Below are 15,542 nucleotides of genomic sequence, written 5' to 3' on the forward strand. Positions count from 1 at the left end.
GCCGGGGCTTTTCGCCGTCCTGCCGCTCCGGGCGGTCTTGGCAGCGCCGATGGCATGTGACATATTACTGGCGTGCTGAAGACCCAGAGACCTCCCCTGGACGTCGTCGTGGTCGGCGCCGGAGTCGTCGGCGCCGCCTGCGCCTACTACGCCGCCCGTGCCGGCCTCGCCGTCGCCGTCGTCGACCGCGGGCCGGTGGCCGGGGGTACCACCGGGGCGGGCGAGGGCAACCTGCTGGTCTCCGACAAGGAACCCGGGCCCGAGCTCGACCTCGCCCTGCTCAGCACCCGGCTCTGGCGCGAGCTCGCCGAGGACCTCGGTCCGGCCGTGGAGTACGAGCCCAAGGGCGGCGTGGTGGTCGCCTCGACGGCGGCCGGGCAGCAGGCTCTGCGGGACTTCGCCGCCGGGCAGGCCACGGCCGGGGTGGCCGCCGAGGAGGTCCCGGCCGAACGGCTGCGCGAGCTGGAGCCGCACCTCGCCCCCGGGCTGGCGGGCGGCTTCCACTACCCCCAGGACGCCCAGGTCCAGCCCGCCCTGGCCGCCGCCCACCTGCTGCGCGAGGCCCGCCGGATGGGTGCCGAGCTGATCACCGGGGAGAGCGTGACGGCCGTGGACCTGGGGCCGGACGGCGCGGTGCGCGGCGTACGGACCGACCGGCGCCGACTGGCCGCGCCCGCCGTGGTCAACGCGGCCGGCACCTGGGGCGGCGAGCTGGCCGCCCTCGCCGGAGTGCACCTGCCGGTGCTGCCTCGGCGCGGCTTCGTGCTGGTCACCGAGCCGCTGCCGAGGATCGTCCGGCACAAGGTCTACGCCGCCGACTACGTGGCCGACGTCGCCAGCGGCTCGGCCGGGCTGCAGACCTCCGCCGTGGTCGAGGGCACCCCCGGCGGGCCGGTGCTGATCGGGGCCAGCCGGGAGCGGGTCGGCTTCGACCGCACCCTGTCCCAGGAGGTGCTGCGCCGGCTGGCCGGCCAGGCCGCGGCGCTGTTCCCGGTGCTCGCGGACGTCGCCGTGATGCGCGTCTACCGGGGCTTCCGCCCGTACCTGCCGGACCACCTGCCCGCCGTCGGGGCCGACCCCCGGGTGCCCGGGCTCCACCACGCCTGCGGCCACGAGGGCGCCGGGATCGGGCTGGCGCCGGCCACCGGGCTGCTGATCAGCGAGCAGCTGACCGGGAAGCAGCCGGAGCTGGACCTCGCGCCGTTCCGTGCGGACCGGTTCCCGGCCGCGTCAGACTCCTTGGAGAAGCCGTGACCCGTCGTCCCCGCACCCCCGCAGGGCTGGTCGAGGCCCGGCCCGGGCCCGCCCACCAGATCGAGTTCGACGGGCGGCCCGTCCCCGCCCTGTCCGGGCAGTCGATCGCCGCCGCGCTCTGGGCCGACGGCGTGCTCGCCTGGCGCACCACCCGGATCGGCGGGCGCCCGCGCGGGGCGTTCTGCGGGATCGGCGCCTGCTTCGACTGCCTGGCCACCGTGGACGGCCGCCCCAACCAGCGCACCTGTCTGCTGCCCGCCGAGCCGGGCACCGTCGTCACCACCCAGGAGGGCCACGGCCGTGCCGACCTCGCCGTCTGACCCCCGTGACTCCCGCTACGACCTCGCGGTGGTCGGGGCCGGGCCCGCCGGGCTGGCCGCCGCCGTCACCGCCGCCGAGCTCGGGCTGAGCTGCGTCCTGCTGGACGGCGGGCAGAGCACCGGCGGGCAGTACTACCGGCACCCCGCGCCCGGACTGGGCGCGGCCCGTCCGGGCCGGCTGCACCACGGCTGGTCGACCTACACCGGGCTGGCCTCGCGGCTCGACTCCGCCGAGCGGGCCGAGTTCCGGGGTGGCCATCAGGTCTGGGCGCTGGAGCGGACCGGGGACGGCTTCGCGGTGCACGTCACCCGGGGGCCGCGGGCCACCGACCGGGACACCGTCCTGGCCCGGACGGTGCTGCTCGCCACCGGGGCGTACGAGCGGCAGCTGCCCTTCCCCGGCTGGACCCTGCCCGGGGTGGTCACCGCGGGCGGCGCGCAGGCGATGCTCAAGGCCGGGCTGGTGCTGCCCGGGCGGCGGATCGTGGTGGCCGGCAGCGGGCCGCTGCTGCTGGCGGCGGCCTCCTCGCTGGTCAGTGCCGGGGCGGAGGTCCCGGCGGTGGTCGAGGCCGGCGACTACCTCGGGTACGCCCGGCGCCCCGACGTGCTGGCGGCCGTCCCCGCCAAGCTGGTCGAGGGCGCCGGGCACGGCAGTGCGCTGCTGCGGCACCGGGTCCGGCTGCGGCGGCGCAGCGCCGTCGTGGAAGTGCACGGGACGGACCGGGTCACCGGGGTCACGGTGGCCCGGCTGGACGCGGACTGGCGGCCGCGCCCCGGCACCGAGCGGCGGATCGACTGCGACGCGCTGGCCGTCGGGCACGGGCTGCTGCCGCAGATCGACCTCGCCACCGAGCTGGGCGCCGACACCCTGACCGGGCCGGACGGGGCGGTCGCGCTGCGGGTCGACGCGGGGCTGCGCACCTCGGTGCCGGGGCTGTGGTCGGCGGGGGAGACCAACGGCGTCGGCGGCGCGGACCTCGCACTGGTCGAGGGGGAGCTGGCCGCGCACGCGATCGCCGGGGCGCTTCCGGCGCCGGCGCTGCGGCGCCGGCGGGCACGGCTGCGGGCCTTCGCCGAGCTGATGGCGGCCGCCCACCGGCCGGGGGCCGGCTGGACCGGGTGGCTGCGGCCGGAGACCGATGTGTGCCGGTGCGAGGAAGTGCCGGTCGCGCGGATCCGGGAGGCGGTGGAGGAGCTCGGCGCGGGCGATCCCCGGACCGTCAAGCTGCTCACCCGGGCGGGGATGGGCTGGTGCCAGGGGCGGATGTGCGGTCCGGCGGTGGCCTGTCTGTCGGGTGCCGCGGAGTCCGGGGCCGATCGGCGGCCGCTGGCCTGCCCGGTGCCGCTGGCGCAGCTGGCGGCGGGGGGAGCGGTGTCGGATTCCGGCTCGGGTTCGGTATCGGGCCCGGGTTCGGCGTCGGGGTCGGCGTCGGGTGACGGCTAGTCCGGCAGTCCGGCAGTCCGGCAGTCCGTCGAACGCGCGGGGCGGGGACTCTTGTCTCCGGCCTGTTCCCGTTTATAAAATGTCACACCTCACCAAGGAGCTCAACGTGTCCATCACCCAGCACGACACCACCCGTCCCTGGCGCGGCGTCATGGTCGCCACCGCGATCCCGCTGCGCGCGGACCTCTCCGTCGACTACGACGCCTACGCCGAGCACGTCCGCTGGCTGATCGAGTCCGGCTGCGACGGCGTCGTCCCCAACGGCTCGCTGGGCGAGTACCAGACGCTCACCGCCGAGGAGCGCGCCCGGGTCGTCGAGGTGGCGATCGAGGCGGCCGGCGACGGCTCCCGGGTCATGCCCGGGGTCGCCGCGTACGGCAGCGCCGAGTCCCGCCGCTGGGCCGAGCAGGCCGCCGAGGCCGGGGCGGGCTCCGTCCTGCTGCTGCCGCCGAACGCCTACCGGGCCGACCACGACGCGGTGCGCGCGCACTACGCGGAGGTCGCCAAGGCGGGCCTGCCCGTCGTCGCGTACAACAATCCGATCGACACCAAGGTCGACCTGGTGCCCGCGCTGCTCGCCCGACTGCACGGCGAGGGCTCGATCGTGGCCGTCAAGGAGTTCAGCGGGGATGTCCGCCGGGCGTACGAACTCGCCGAGCTGGCCCCCGGGTTGGACCTGCTGATCGGGGCCGACGACGTGCTGCTGGAGCTGGCGCTGGCCGGTGCGGTCGGCTGGATCGCCGGATACCCGAACGCGCTGCCGGAGGCCTCGGTGGCGCTCTACCGCGCGGCCGTCGAGCACAACCTGGAGATCGCGCTGCCGCTGTACAAGTCGCTGCACTCGCTGCTGCGCTGGGACTCCAAGACCGAGTTCGTCCAGGCCATCAAGCTCTCCATGGACATCGCCGGGCGCCCCGGCGGTCCGGTCCGGGCGCCGCGGCAGCCGCTGGCGCCGGAGGTCGAGGCGGCCGTGCGCGCGGCCACCGAGAAGGCGCTGGCCGAGGGGCTCGCGTAGTCCGTGACCGCCCGGCCGGCTGCGGGGGCAGCCGGCCTCAACCAACCGCTACCACATGGGAGTTGTCAGCCATGCGCAGCCGTCACGTGTTCCACGCCGTCGACTCGCACACCGAGGGTATGCCGACCCGGGTGATCACCGGCGGTTTCGGCGTCATCCCCGGCGCCACCATGGCCGAGCGCCGGGTGCACTTCCAGCAGCACCTGGACCACTTCCGCACCCTGCTGATGTACGAGCCGCGCGGGCACGCCGCGATGAGCGGTGCCATCCTGCAGCCGCCGACCCGGCCGGACGCCGACTTCGGGGTGCTCTACATCGAGGTCTCCGGACTGCTGCCGATGTGCGGGCACGGCACCATCGGGGTGGCCACGGTGCTGGTCGAGACCGGGATGGTGCCGGTGGTCGAGCCGGTCACCACGGTGCGCCTGGACACGCCCGCCGGGCTGGTGGTCGCCGAGGTGCTGGTCGAGGACGGCGCCGCCAAGGCGGTGACCATCCGCAACGTCGCCTCGTACTCCGTCGCGCTGGACCGCAAGATCGAGGTGCCCGGGTACGGCACGGTCGGCTACGACCTCGCGTACGGCGGCAACTTCTACGCCATCCTGCCGCTCGCCGAGTTCGGGCTTCCGTTCGAGCGTGAGCGCAAGCAGGACATCCTGGACGCCGGCCTCGCGCTGATGGCGGCCATCAACGCGGGCCCGGACCGGCCGGTGCACCTGGAGAACCCGTCCATCCACAGCTGCCACCACGTCCAGCTGCTCGCCCCCGGCTCCACCGCCGAGCACTCCCGGCACGCGATGGCCATCCACCCCGGCTGGTTCGACCGCTCGCCCTGCGGCACCGGCACCTCGGCGCGGATGGCGCAGCTGCACGCGCGCGGCGAACTGCCGCTGGGGCGGGACTTCCGCAACGACTCCTTCATCGGGACGACCTTCACCGGGCGGCTGGTCGAGGAGACCGAGGTGGCCGGGCGGCCCGCCGTGGTGCCCACTGTCACCGGGCGGGCCTGGATCACCGGCACCGCCCAGTACTTCCTCGACCCGGACGACCCGTTCCCGGCGGGTTTCCTGCTCTGACGCTCCGTTCTGAACTCGCTCCGAAGGGCTGCTAGTTGTGACCATCACCTCGTACAATCCGGCCGATCCGAGCGACCTCGTGGTCGCCGTCGAGGAGCCCGGCGCCGAGGCCGTACGGGCCGTCGTCGGACGGGCCCGGGCCGCGCAGGGCGGCTGGCTCGGGGCCGGTGCGGGCGCCCGGTCGGCGGCGCTGGGGCGGATCGCCGAGACCGTCGAGGCGCACGCGCAGGAGCTGGCCGCGCTGATCGTGCGCGAGGTCGGCAAGCCGCTCGCCGAGGCGCGCGGCGAGGTCGCCCGGACGGCGGCGATCTGGCGGTACTACGCGCAGGCGCCGTACGCGCCGTCCGGGGAGGTGCACGAGCCGGCCGCCGGGCCCGGGCTGCTGCTCACCCGGCGGCGCCCGTACGGGGTGGCCGGGCTGATCACGCCGTGGAACTTCCCGCTGGCGATCCCCAGTTGGAAGGCCGCGCCGGCACTGGCGGTCGGGAACACGGCGGTGCTCAAGCCCGCGCCGGAGGCGACGGCGTGCGCGCTGCGGCTGGCGGAGCTGGCCGGGTTGCCCGCCGACGTCCTCACGGTGCTGCCGGGCGGGGCCGAGGAGGGCGCGGCGCTGGTCGACGCGGCGGACGTGGTGTCCTTCACCGGCTCGACCGGGGTCGGGCGGGCGGTGGTGCGGGCGGCGACCGGGCGCGGGGTGCCGGTGCAGGCCGAACTCGGCGGCCTGAACGCCGCGTTGGTGCTACCGGATGCGGATGTGGAGCTGGCCGCCGCCCACATCGCGGCCGCCGTCGCCGGGTACGCCGGGCAGAAGTGCACCGCCACCAGCCGGGTGATCGCGGTCGGCGCGGCCCACGAGCCGCTGCGCGAGGCCCTGGTCAAGGCGCTGGCGGCGGTGGACGACGCGGTGTGCGGGCCGGTGATCAACGCCGCCGCGCGGGAGCGGGTGACGGGGGCGGTCTCGTCGGCCGTCGCGGCCGGGGCGAGCGTGCTCACCGGCGGGCGGATCCCCGAGCGGGCCGGCTGGTACGTCGAGCCGACCCTGCTCGCCGACGTACCCGGCGAACACCCCCTGGCGCGCGAGGAGTTCTTCGGTCCGATCGCGGTGCTGCACGCGGCGGCCGACCTGGACGAGGCGATCGCGCTCGCCAACGACACCCCGCACAGCCTCGCCACGTCGGTGCACACCCGCAGCCTGGACGTGGCGCTGGTCGCCGCCGACCGGCTGGACGCGGGCATGATCCGGGTCAACGCCCCCTCCAGCGGCGTCGACTTCCACCTGCCCTTCGGCGGGACCAAGGGCGCGAGCCACGGCGACCGCGAACAGGGCCGGGCCGCACTGGACTTCTACACCGTGAGCCGGACGGTCAGCGTGCTGCCGGGCGGGGGCGCCTGATGGGCGTCGGTGGCCTGACGGATGACCATGGCCTGACGGACGTTCGTCACCTGATGGATGTCCGGGTCGTCGACTACCACGCGGCCGGTGAGCCGTTCCGGATCGTGCTGGACGGCGCGCCGACGATCCCCGGCGACAGCGTCGCCGAGCGCCGGGCCATCGCGCTCGGCGCGGGCGGCAGCGCCACCGCGCCCCGGCCCAGCGCGCTGGACGCCGTCCGGCAGCTGCTCGTCCGGGAGCCGCGCGGGCACGCCGGGATGTACGGCGGGTTCCTGGTGCCGTCGGACGACGACGAGGCGCACCTGGGCGTGCTGTTCTGGCACAAGGACGGCTACTCGACGGCCTGCGGGCACGGCACCATCGCGCTCGGCGCCTGGGCGGTGGACTCCGGGCTGGTCCCGGCCCCCGCCGACGGCGTGGCCCGGGTGCGGATCGACGTGCCCTCCGGGCGGGTCACCGCCCTGGTGCAGCGGGCCGGCGGGCGCACCACCCGGGTCACCTTCCGCAACGTGCCCAGCCGGGTCAGCGCGTTGAAACTGCCGGTGACCACCTCGCGCGGGGTGGTCGAGGTCGCGGTGGCGCACTCCGGGGCGTGCTACGCGTCCGTCCCGGCGGCGGCGCTCGGGCTCGCGGTGGAGCCGGGGCAGCTGCCCGAACTCACCGCCGCGGGGCGGGAGATCAGGGCACTGCTGGCCGACTCGGAGGCGGTCGCGCATCCGACGGACGCACGGCTGTCGGGCGTGTACGGGGTGGTGCTTTACGACGAACTGCCTTCTGCTGATGGCATGTTGAACCAGCGGAACGTCGTCGTGTTCGCGGACGGACAGATCGACCGCTCGCCCTGCGGCTCCGGAACCTCCGCCCGGCTCGCCGTACTCGCCGCCGAGGGGCGGCTCGCGCCGGGCGAGGAACTGCGGCACGAGTCGATCATCGGCACGGTCTTCACCGGACGGGTCCTCGCCGGGGGCGACCCTTTGGGGGAGGGCGTGGTCACCGAGGTCGGCGGGACGGCGTTCCGCACGGGGGAGCACCGGTTCGTCCTGGAGCCGGGGGACTCGCTGGGGACGGGGTTCCTGCTGTGAGTGGTGTCGTGCCGCCCGGTGCTGAGTTGCCCGGCGCTGAGCTGCCCGGTGCGGCGGCTGAGCCGCTCCAGTACGCCGTGCCGGGCACCGGCGGGGTCGGGCCCGCCGGGGCGGTGGGGGCGATCGAGCGAGTGCTGCTGGACGGGTTCGACCCGGAGGCGGCGCCCGCTCGATCGGCCGTACCGGTGCCGGCGGGGGAACTGCTGCTGATGCCGGCCGCCGTCGGGCGGTACGCGGGCGTCAAGATCGCCGGGGTCGTACCCGGCAACCCGGCGCTCGGGCTACCCCGGATCACCGGCAGCTACCTGCTGCTCGACGGGCCCACCCTGCAGCCGTTGGCCGTGCTGGACGGCGCGGCCCTCACGGCCCTGCGCACGCCCGCCGTGACGGCGGCGGCGCTGGCGCGGCTTGCGGTGCCGGAGGCCGAGCACCTGGTGGTGTTCGGCTCCGGGCCGCAGGCGTACGGACACCTGGACGCGCTGCTGGCCGTCCGGCCGCTGCGCCGACTCACCGTGGTCGGGCGGGATCCCGGGCGGGCTTCCGCGTTGGCGGCGTACGGGCGGGGGCTGGGGCTCTCGGCCGGGGTGGGTGGGCCGGAGGCGGTCGGGCGGGCGGACGTGGTGGTCTGCTGCACCACCGCGCGGACACCGCTGTTCGACGGCGCGCTGGTGCCCGCGCACGCGGCCGTCGCGGCGGTCGGCTCGCACGAGCCGGACGCGCGGGAGGTGGACGAGGTGCTGGTAGGGCGGGCCGAGCTGTACGTCGAGGCGCGGACGGCGGCGGCGCGGGAGGCCGGGGACCTGGTGCTGGCGGGCGTGGGCGGACGGCAGGTGTGGAACCTGGCCGAGCTGGTGCGCGGGGACGCGCTGGTGCCGAGCGGGCGGCCGCGGTTCTTCAAGAGCGTCGGGATGGCGTGGGAGGACCTGGCGGTGGCGGCGGAGGTGTACCAGGACTTCCGACGAGCCTGAGGATCAGTCGCCGAGGAAGCTGGAGTCGGCCCGACGGGAAGGGATCCCCCGTCGGGCCGGCTTCTTTTCCGTGTTTCAGCGGTAGGTCGAGAGCAGGCGGGCCAGGTGCTTGCCGGCGACGTGCAGCGGTTCCTCGCTGCGGGCGACCTGGGCGGAGAGTTCGGCGCCCTCCAGGGTGTTGATGACGGTGCCGGCCAGTTCGCGGGCGTCCTCGGTGCCGATGCCGGCGGCGCGCAGGCGCTCCTCCACGATGGACTGCCAGTTGGCGAAGGCCTCGGCGACCGACTGCTCGATCACCGGGGCGCGGCCGACCGTCTCCAGGGCGGTGGTCGTGATCGGGCAGCCGTCCTGCCAGTCGGAGGTGCGCAGTTCGGTCGCGAGCAGCGTGGTGCAGGCGGTGATCGCCTCGGCCAGGTCCTCGGAGGAGCCGAGACCGGCGCGCAGGATCACGGCGAACTCCTGGTCTCCGTGCCGGATCGCCTCGGCGGCCAACTCCTGCTTCCCGCCGGGGAAGAAGTGGTAGACGGAGCCGAGCGTGGCCTCGGCCTCGCGGGAGATCTGCTTGATCCCGGTGCCCTCGTAGCCCTGGCGCTGCAGTAGCCGGGAGGTGGCCCGGACGATTCGCTCGCGGGTGCCGACGCTGCTGGTCTTCTCGGCGGTCTTCACGGGGGCATCCTAGCCGACCTTCTGAATAGAGCGTTCGTTCCAGAGCTGTGCTAGCGTCGCTCCAGGCTCTGGATAGAGCGTTCGTTCTAGGGGAGGGGTGTCCGTATGTCCGTTGAGCTCACTGGTGGGCGGCAGCCGAAGGCGTCCGTGACGGTGATCGGGCTCGGCCCGATGGGGCAGGCCATGGCCGGGGCCTACCTGGACGCCGGCTACGCCGTCACGGTGTGGAACCGGACGGCGGAGCGAGCGGAGCGGCTGGTCGCCCGGGGAGTGGAGTTGGCGCCCAGTGCGGAGGCGGCGGTGGCGGCCAACGAGCTGGTGGTGCTCAGCCTCACCGACTACGACGCGGTGTTCGCCGTACTGGAGTCGGTGGAGGCGGTGGTGGCCGGGAAGGTGATCGCGAACCTCGGCTCGGACACCCCTGAGCGGGCCCGGGATGTGGCGGCGTGGCTCGTCGAGCGCGGGGCCGGGCACCTGACGGGCGGGGTGCAGGTGCCGCCCTCGGGTATCGGCAGCCCGGAGTCGTCCACCTTCTACAGCGGGCCGGTCGAGCTGTTCCAGCGGCACCGGGCCGCGCTGGAGGTGCTGAGCGGGGTCGACTACCGGGGCGACGACCCCGGGCTGGCGCAGCTGTACTACCAGATCCAGATGGACCTGTTCTGGACCTCGCTGGTGGGCTACCTGCACGCCACCGCGATCGCCGAGGCCAACGGCATCTCGGCCGAGGAGTTCCTGCCGTACCTGAGCTCGACGGTCGCCTCGCTGCCGGGCTTCCAGGCCTTCTACGCGCCGCGGATCGCGGCCGGCGACCACCGTGGCGACGTCGACCGGCTGGCGATGGGGCTCGCCGGCATCGAACACGTCCGGCACACCGCGGAGGCCTCCGGGGTCGACGGCGCGCTGCCCGCGCTGCTCGCGGAGGTGTTCCGGCGGGGCGTCGAGGCGGGGGACGGGGCGGCGAGCGCGACCTCGCTGGTCGGGCGGTTCCGGGCGGGGGCGCGGGCGCGGTAGCGGTGTGGTGGCAGATCGTGTGCCGTCGGCCGTTGTCACGGTCGGCGGCCGCTGCCACCATGAGCCTCGGCAGGGTCGACGGGGGTGTTCGGATCCCGGACTGTTGCGCGCTCAACGTAACGTGACATTGTACGCTGGTGTTCTGCACCCACCCGGAGGAACACCATGGCCGAGCTCAAATCCCGCACCCTGATCTCCGTGCAGGAGCGGCTTCGCGACCAGGTCGCCCACGCACTCCGGGCGGCCCTGATCTCCGGCGAACTGCGCCCCGGCGTCGTCTACTCCGCCCCCGCCCTCGCCGCCGACTTCGGCGTCTCCGCCACCCCGGTGCGCGAGGCCATGCTCGACCTCGCCCGGGAGGGGCTGGTCGAGGCCGTCCGCAACAAGGGCTTCCGGGTCACCGAACTCACCGAGCGCGACCTGGACGACTACACCGAGATCCGCGCCCTGATCGAGGTCCCGACGGTGGGCCGGGTCACCCGCACGGCGACCAAGGACCAGCTGGAGCGGCTGCGCCCCCAGGCCGAGGCGATCGTCGCGGCCGCGCGCAAGCACGACCTGATCGGCTACCTGGAGGCGGACCGGCAGTTCCACCTCGACCTGCTGGGGCTCGCGGGCAACGCCCGACTGGTGGACGTGGTCGGCGACCTGCGCAAGCGATCGCGGCTGTACGGGCTGACGCGGCTCGACGAGAAGGGCGAGCTGGTGTCCTCGGCGGAGGAGCACCTGGAACTGCTGGACCTGATGATCTCCGGCGACTCGGAGGCGGCGGAGGCGTGCATGACGCGGCACCTCAGCCATGTGCGGTCGCTCTGGGCGGGACAGGACGAGACGGCGGAAGCGGACCGGCCGGCGCTGCGGCTGCGGGCTCGATAGGGGTCAAACCACTCGTTCGGGTGACTATCTGGGAAACCTGGCAGGTGGCGGAGTACGACACGGGAGGATTCGCCCGTGCCGTACTCCGTGCTCGACATGGCCGAGTTTCTCTTCGAACGGTTTCCCAATCACCGGGTGGAGGTGCTCGGCGGTGAGGTGTCCGTCGAGCCCTTGCCCGATGGGCGGCACGCCGAGATCCTTACGGATGTGATGGCCGCGTGCTTCAAGGCCGGGACGGTCGAGAGGGATCCGTGGCCCGTTCAGCGGCTCGCGATCTGGCTGCCGACCGGGCCCGATGACTTCGCGATGCCGGATCTGTCGATCGTCGACGGCGAGTTCCACCACCACATGGTCACGTATAACTGCTATGACCCGAAGATCTTCCGGCTGGTGCTGGAGGTGACCTCGGCCGCGTTGTGCAGTGACCTCACCAGGAAGCCCGCCGCGTACGCGATGGCCGGGGTGCCCGTGTACGTGATCGTGGACCGAGTCGATCGGCGGGTTCTGGTGCTGACCGATCCGAAGGACGGCGAGTACCGGGAGCAGGCCGTCCACCGCGTGGGGGAGTCGTTCGCCTTGCCGGAGTCGATCGGGGCGTCGGTGCCGTTCGCGGTGGACGACCTGTTGTCCTAGAGCGCCGCCGCCGGCAGCGTCAGGCGCCCGTCGTGGACCTCGGCGATCTGGTCGACGGCCGTGAGGTGGGTGCGGTCGTGGGTGACCAGGACCGTGGCGGTGGCCCGGCGGTGGGTGAGGTCGGTGATCAAGTCCAGGACGGCGGCGCCGCGTTCGTGGTCGAGGGCGCTGGTGGGTTCGTCGACCAGCAGCACCGTGGGGTCGTTCATCAGGGCCCGGGCGATGTTGACCCGTTGCCGTTGGCCGCCGGAGAGCTGGTGGGGGCGGCGGGCGGCCTGGTCGCGCAGGCCCACGGCGTCCAGCAGCTCCAGGGCGCGGGGGAGGGCGCTGCGCGGGGAACGGCCGTCGAGGTGGGCCATCACCTGCAGTTGCTCGGCGGCGGTGAGCGAGGGCAGCAGGTTGGCCTGCTGGAAGACGATGCCGATCCTGGTGCGGCGCAGGGCGGTGAGCTCGGCGCGGCCGAGGCCCGCGGTGTCGGTGCCGTCGACGACGACCCGGCCGGAGTCCGGGCTGATCAGGGTGGCCGCCACCGCCAGCAGGCTGGACTTGCCGGAGCCGGACGGGCCGACCACAGCGGTGATCGAGCCCTTGGGGACGGTCAGCGACACGTCGTCCAGGGCGGTGAGCCGGCCCTCGCCGTCCGGGTAGGTGAGGGTGATGCGGTCGAGTTCGAGGCTCATCGGGCGCTCCCCAGGGCGGTCAGCGGGTCGACGGAGGTGATCCGGCGGATGGACAGGGCCGCGCCGATCGCGCCGAGGGCGATCATGACGACGGCGGGCAGGAGGACGGTCGGGGCGTCCAGGACGAAGGGGACGGCGGAGCCGATCAGCGCGCCGAAGCCGGACGCGATCGCGGTGCCGACGGCCGTACCGAGCACGAGCAGCAGGACGGCCTGGCCGAGGGCGTCGCGCAGCAGGTAGCGGGTGGAGGCGCCGAGGGCCTTCAACACCGCGATGTCGCCGCTGCGCTGGATCGTCCAGACGGTGAAGAAGGCGCCGATGACCAGCGCGGAGATGGCGAACAGGAAGCCGCGCATCAGCTGGAGGGAGCCGTTCTCGGAGGTGTAGGAGCCGATCGCGGCCAGGGCGTCGTCGCGGGTGCGGGTCACGGTGGCGTGGCGGGCGTCAGCGGCGCCGAGGTCGGCGCCCTTGGCGGTGTGGAGGGCGATGACGGTGGCATGGCCGGCGCCGCCGGGGGCGAACTGCTGCCAGTCGGTGAGGCTGGTCCAGATCACCGGGGTGTGGCTGTACGCGGCGTCGCCCTCGATGGCCGACACGGTCAGGTGGTGCCCGGCGAGGGTGAAGTCGGCGCCGGGGGCGAGGTTCCCCAGCTTCTCGGCGGCGGTCCTGGAGAGCACCGCCCGGCCGGCGCTGATCCGGCTGCCCTGTGGGGCCAGGTCGGAGCCGTCCGGGACGCCGAAGGCGGAGAGGGCGGCGGTGCGCTGGCCGGCGGCGGCCTTGGTGGTGGTGATGCCGAGCGGCTGGGCGGAGGTGACGCCGGGCTCGCGGGCCCAGGCCTGCCACTGCTCGGGGGTGATCTGGGAGTCGGTGAAGGAGAGCTCCTGCCCGTCGGCCGGCTTGCCGAAGACCAGGTGGTCGGCGGGCAGGCCGGTGATCGCGGAGATGTTCTGCCGGCCGAGCCCCGCGGTCAGGCCGGACAGCAGGCCGACCAGCACGGTGATCAGCACGATGACGGTTCCCATCAGGGCGAACCGCCCCTTGGCGAACCTGAGATCCCTCCAGGCGACGAACACGGTGGGCCTTCCTCTTGCACAGGTGTTTTCGACGCTTCCACCGTCGCCGACCAGGAGGCCTCGGGACATCGCACCCGGGATTGCATCCTCGGCATCGAAGGGCAGAAGCGGAGTTCAACCTTTTGATTGATGCCGGGTCTCGAGCTCGGAACTTAGGCTGGAGGGATGGCGACCGAACGATCCAGAACCACCCCCGTCGCCCGCGTCCTCCGGGTCTGCCTGCATCTGCTCGTGGCGGGCCTGCTCGCCCTCGCCGTCGCCCGGGCCGTCTTCGTCGGACGGGGCGACGGCGATCCGGCCGCCGTCGCCGCCGCGGCCTCCGCGATGGCCGCCGGGTACGCCGTCGGGCCGAGGCTGGCCGCGGTTCGTACCTCCCGGCGGGCCGCCGGGCTCTGGCTGGCGCTGCTCGGCGTCGCCTGGGTGGGCCTGCTGGTCGCCACCCAGGACGGGGTGTGGCTGGCGTTCCCGCTGTACTTCCTGGAGCTGCACCTGCTCGGGCGGCGCGGCGGACCGGTGGCCGTCGGACTGACCGCGGCCGCGGCGATCGCCGCCTGGTCCTGGCACCAGCACAGCTTCAGCGTCGCCGCCTCGATCGGGCCCGCGCTCGGCGCGGCCGTCGCCACCGCCACCGTGCTCGGCTACCAGGCGCTGTACCGGGAGAGCGAGGAGCGGCGCCGGCTGATCGACGAACTGACCGCCGCCCGCGCCGACCTCGCCGCCGCCCACCACACCGCCGGGGTGATGGCCGAGCGCGAGCGCCTCGCCCGGGAGATCCACGACACCCTCGCGCAGAGCCTCAGCTCCATCCAGCTGCTGCTGCGGGCCGCCCAGCGGGCGCTGCCCGAGCGCACCGAGGCCGCCGCCGGGTACGTCGAGCAGGCGCGGCAGGCCGCCCAGGACAACCTGGACGAGGCCCGGCGCTTCGTCCGGGCGCTCACCCCGCCCGCGCTGGACGGCGATCCGCTGCCGGTCGCGCTGGAGCGGCTGTGCGCGACCACGACGGCGCACAGCGGTCTGCCCGTCCACCTGCACGTCTCCGGGGATCCGGTCCGGCTGCCGGCCGCGCAGGAGGTGGCGTTGTTGCGGATCGCGCAGTCGGCGCTCGGCAACACCGTGCGGCACGCGAAGGCCTCGCGGGCCGAGGTGACACTCAGCTACATGGAGGGCGAGGTGGCGTTGGACGTGTTCGACGACGGAGCCGGGTTCGATCCGGCGGTGGTCGCCGGCCGCAGGGGTGGGGACGGCGGCTTCGGGCTGCCCTCGATGCGGGCCCGGGCGCGGGCGCTCGGCGGCAGCTTCACCGTCGAGTCGGCGCCCGGGGAAGGTACGGCGCTGGCGGTGCTGCTGCCGGTCACCACGGAGGTCGGCCCGTGATCCGGCTGCTGATCGCCGACGACCACCCGGTGGTGCGGGCCGGGCTGCGGGCGGTGCTGGAGAGCGAACCGGACTTCACCATCGTGGCGGAGGCCGCCACCGCCGAGCGGGCCGTCGAGCTGGCGGCCGAGCCGGGGGTCGACGTCGTGCTGATGGACCTGCAGTTCGGGCCCGGCTCGGCGATGAACGGGGCCCAGGCCACGGCGGCGATCACCGCCCGGGCGGGCGCGCCGCGGGTGCTGGTGGTCACCACCTACGACAGCGACGCGGACACCCTGCCGGCGCTGGAGGCCGGTGCGACCGGGTACCTGCTCAAGGACGCGCCGCCCGAGGAACTCGCCCAGGCGGTACGGGCCGCCGCGGCCGGGCGCAGCGCGCTGGCGCCGAGTGTGGCGGACCGGCTGCTGGAGCGGATGCGGGCGCCCGCGGCGGCGCTCAGCGCACGGGAGACCGAGGTGCTGGGGCTGGTCGCGGACGGGCTGACCAACCAGCGGATCAGCCAGCAGCTGCACCTGAGCCAGGCCACCGTGAAGTCGCATCTGGTGCACATCTACACCAAGTTGGGGGTCGACTCGCGTACGGCGGCGGTGCGGGAGGCACGGGGGCGGGGGCTGATCCGCTGAGTGTCGGGTGGGGCCGATCCGCTGGGCGTAGCGTGGGATCGGTCCGTGCCCGTA

General features: G+C 74.4%; 16 protein-coding genes. 13 read left to right on the top strand and 3 right to left on the bottom strand.

Annotated features, from left to right (window positions below):
• Positions 1-72 precede the first annotated feature (72 nt).
• The 8 genes from ACGF12_RS18760 to ACGF12_RS18795 all read left to right on the top strand — a co-directional run bounded on the left by ACGF12_RS18760 (position 73) and on the right by ACGF12_RS18795 (position 8,552).
• Positions 73-1,254, top strand: coding sequence for an NAD(P)/FAD-dependent oxidoreductase (locus ACGF12_RS18760; RefSeq protein WP_393030799.1), 1,182 nt, complete (start codon positions 73-75; stop codon positions 1,252-1,254).
• Positions 1,251-1,574, top strand: coding sequence for a (2Fe-2S)-binding protein (locus tag ACGF12_RS18765; RefSeq protein WP_393030802.1), 324 nt, complete (start codon positions 1,251-1,253; stop codon positions 1,572-1,574). Before ACGF12_RS18760 ends, ACGF12_RS18765 begins: the two co-directional genes overlap by 4 nt.
• On the top strand, positions 1,555-3,018 hold the full coding sequence (locus ACGF12_RS18770) for an NAD(P)/FAD-dependent oxidoreductase (protein ID WP_393030805.1): 1,464 nt from the start codon (positions 1,555-1,557) through the stop codon (positions 3,016-3,018). The genes ACGF12_RS18765 and ACGF12_RS18770 overlap by 20 nt, the downstream gene beginning before the upstream one ends.
• A gap of 151 nt (positions 3,019-3,169) precedes the next feature.
• Entirely contained in the window at positions 3,170-4,033 is an 864-nt protein-coding gene (locus ACGF12_RS18775; protein ID WP_393030898.1) for a dihydrodipicolinate synthase family protein, read from the top strand.
• 71 nt (positions 4,034-4,104) lie between these two features.
• The gene (locus ACGF12_RS18780; protein ID WP_393030808.1) at positions 4,105-5,109 is read left to right on the top strand and encodes a proline racemase family protein; all 1,005 of its coding nucleotides are present in this window, start codon (positions 4,105-4,107) and stop codon (positions 5,107-5,109) included.
• 37 nt (positions 5,110-5,146) lie between these two features.
• The gene (locus ACGF12_RS18785; RefSeq protein WP_393030811.1) at positions 5,147-6,502 is read left to right on the top strand and encodes an aldehyde dehydrogenase family protein; all 1,356 of its coding nucleotides are present in this window, start codon (positions 5,147-5,149) and stop codon (positions 6,500-6,502) included.
• A gap of 53 nt (positions 6,503-6,555) precedes the next feature.
• Positions 6,556-7,584: a proline racemase family protein gene (locus tag ACGF12_RS18790; protein WP_393030814.1), complete on the top strand. Its 1,029-nt coding sequence runs from the start codon at positions 6,556-6,558 to the stop codon at positions 7,582-7,584.
• Between the two features lie 26 nt (positions 7,585-7,610).
• Positions 7,611-8,552, top strand: a complete 942-nt coding sequence (locus tag ACGF12_RS18795) for an ornithine cyclodeaminase family protein (protein WP_393030817.1) — start codon at positions 7,611-7,613, stop codon at positions 8,550-8,552.
• A gap of 75 nt (positions 8,553-8,627) precedes the next feature.
• Here the strand turns inward: ACGF12_RS18795 and ACGF12_RS18800 are convergent, their stop codons facing one another.
• Positions 8,628-9,218, bottom strand: a complete 591-nt coding sequence (locus tag ACGF12_RS18800) for a TetR/AcrR family transcriptional regulator (protein ID WP_393030820.1) — start codon at positions 9,216-9,218, stop codon at positions 8,628-8,630.
• 105 nt (positions 9,219-9,323) lie between these two features.
• Here ACGF12_RS18800 and ACGF12_RS18805 point away from each other — a divergent pair, with 105 nt between their 5' ends.
• The 3 genes from ACGF12_RS18805 to ACGF12_RS18815 all read left to right on the top strand — a co-directional run bounded on the left by ACGF12_RS18805 (position 9,324) and on the right by ACGF12_RS18815 (position 11,738).
• Positions 9,324-10,229, top strand: a complete 906-nt coding sequence (locus tag ACGF12_RS18805) for an NAD(P)-dependent oxidoreductase (protein ID WP_393030823.1) — start codon at positions 9,324-9,326, stop codon at positions 10,227-10,229.
• A 165-nt stretch (positions 10,230-10,394) separates the two neighbouring features.
• Positions 10,395-11,105, top strand: a complete 711-nt coding sequence (locus ACGF12_RS18810; RefSeq protein WP_393030826.1) for a GntR family transcriptional regulator — start codon at positions 10,395-10,397, stop codon at positions 11,103-11,105.
• A gap of 75 nt (positions 11,106-11,180) precedes the next feature.
• Positions 11,181-11,738: a Uma2 family endonuclease gene (locus tag ACGF12_RS18815; protein WP_393030829.1), complete on the top strand. Its 558-nt coding sequence runs from the start codon at positions 11,181-11,183 to the stop codon at positions 11,736-11,738.
• Here the strand turns inward: ACGF12_RS18815 and ACGF12_RS18820 are convergent.
• The gene (locus ACGF12_RS18820) at positions 11,735-12,418 is read right to left on the bottom strand and encodes an ABC transporter ATP-binding protein (protein ID WP_393030832.1); all 684 of its coding nucleotides are present in this window, start codon (positions 12,416-12,418) and stop codon (positions 11,735-11,737) included. The genes ACGF12_RS18815 and ACGF12_RS18820 overlap by 4 nt on opposite strands.
• Positions 12,415-13,491, bottom strand: a complete 1,077-nt coding sequence (locus ACGF12_RS18825) for an ABC transporter permease (protein ID WP_393030835.1) — start codon at positions 13,489-13,491, stop codon at positions 12,415-12,417. The genes ACGF12_RS18820 and ACGF12_RS18825 overlap by 4 nt, the downstream gene beginning before the upstream one ends.
• Positions 13,492-13,656: 165 nt before the next feature.
• Here ACGF12_RS18825 and ACGF12_RS18830 point away from each other — a divergent pair, with 165 nt between their 5' ends.
• Both ACGF12_RS18830 and ACGF12_RS18835 read left to right on the top strand, forming a co-directional pair.
• Positions 13,657-14,865, top strand: coding sequence for a sensor histidine kinase (locus ACGF12_RS18830; RefSeq protein WP_393030838.1), 1,209 nt, complete (start codon positions 13,657-13,659; stop codon positions 14,863-14,865).
• Positions 14,862-15,488: a response regulator gene (locus ACGF12_RS18835; RefSeq protein WP_393030841.1), complete on the top strand. Its 627-nt coding sequence runs from the start codon at positions 14,862-14,864 to the stop codon at positions 15,486-15,488. The genes ACGF12_RS18830 and ACGF12_RS18835 overlap by 4 nt, the downstream gene beginning before the upstream one ends.
• Positions 15,489-15,542 lie beyond the last annotated feature (54 nt).

Source organism: Kitasatospora sp. NPDC048296, assembly GCF_043201815.1.
Classification (GTDB): domain Bacteria; phylum Actinomycetota; class Actinomycetes; order Streptomycetales; family Streptomycetaceae; genus Kitasatospora.

Bases quoted from the DNA above. Each gene is read 5' to 3' on its own strand.
- ACGF12_RS18775 (WP_393030898.1), top strand. From the start codon at position 3,170: ATGGTCGCCACCGCGATCCCGCTGCGCGCGGACCTCTCCGTCGACTAC.
- ACGF12_RS18780 (WP_393030808.1), top strand. From the start codon at position 4,105: ATGCGCAGCCGTCACGTGTTCCACGCCGTCGACTCGCACACCGAGGGT.
- ACGF12_RS18790 (WP_393030814.1), top strand. From the start codon at position 6,556: ATGGATGTCCGGGTCGTCGACTACCACGCGGCCGGTGAGCCGTTCCGG.
- ACGF12_RS18805 (WP_393030823.1), top strand. From the start codon at position 9,324: ATGTCCGTTGAGCTCACTGGTGGGCGGCAGCCGAAGGCGTCCGTGACG.
- ACGF12_RS18810 (WP_393030826.1), top strand. From the start codon at position 10,395: ATGGCCGAGCTCAAATCCCGCACCCTGATCTCCGTGCAGGAGCGGCTT.
- ACGF12_RS18820 (WP_393030832.1), bottom strand. From the start codon at position 12,418: ATGAGCCTCGAACTCGACCGCATCACCCTCACCTACCCGGACGGCGAG.
- ACGF12_RS18830 (WP_393030838.1), top strand. From the start codon at position 13,657: ATGGCGACCGAACGATCCAGAACCACCCCCGTCGCCCGCGTCCTCCGG.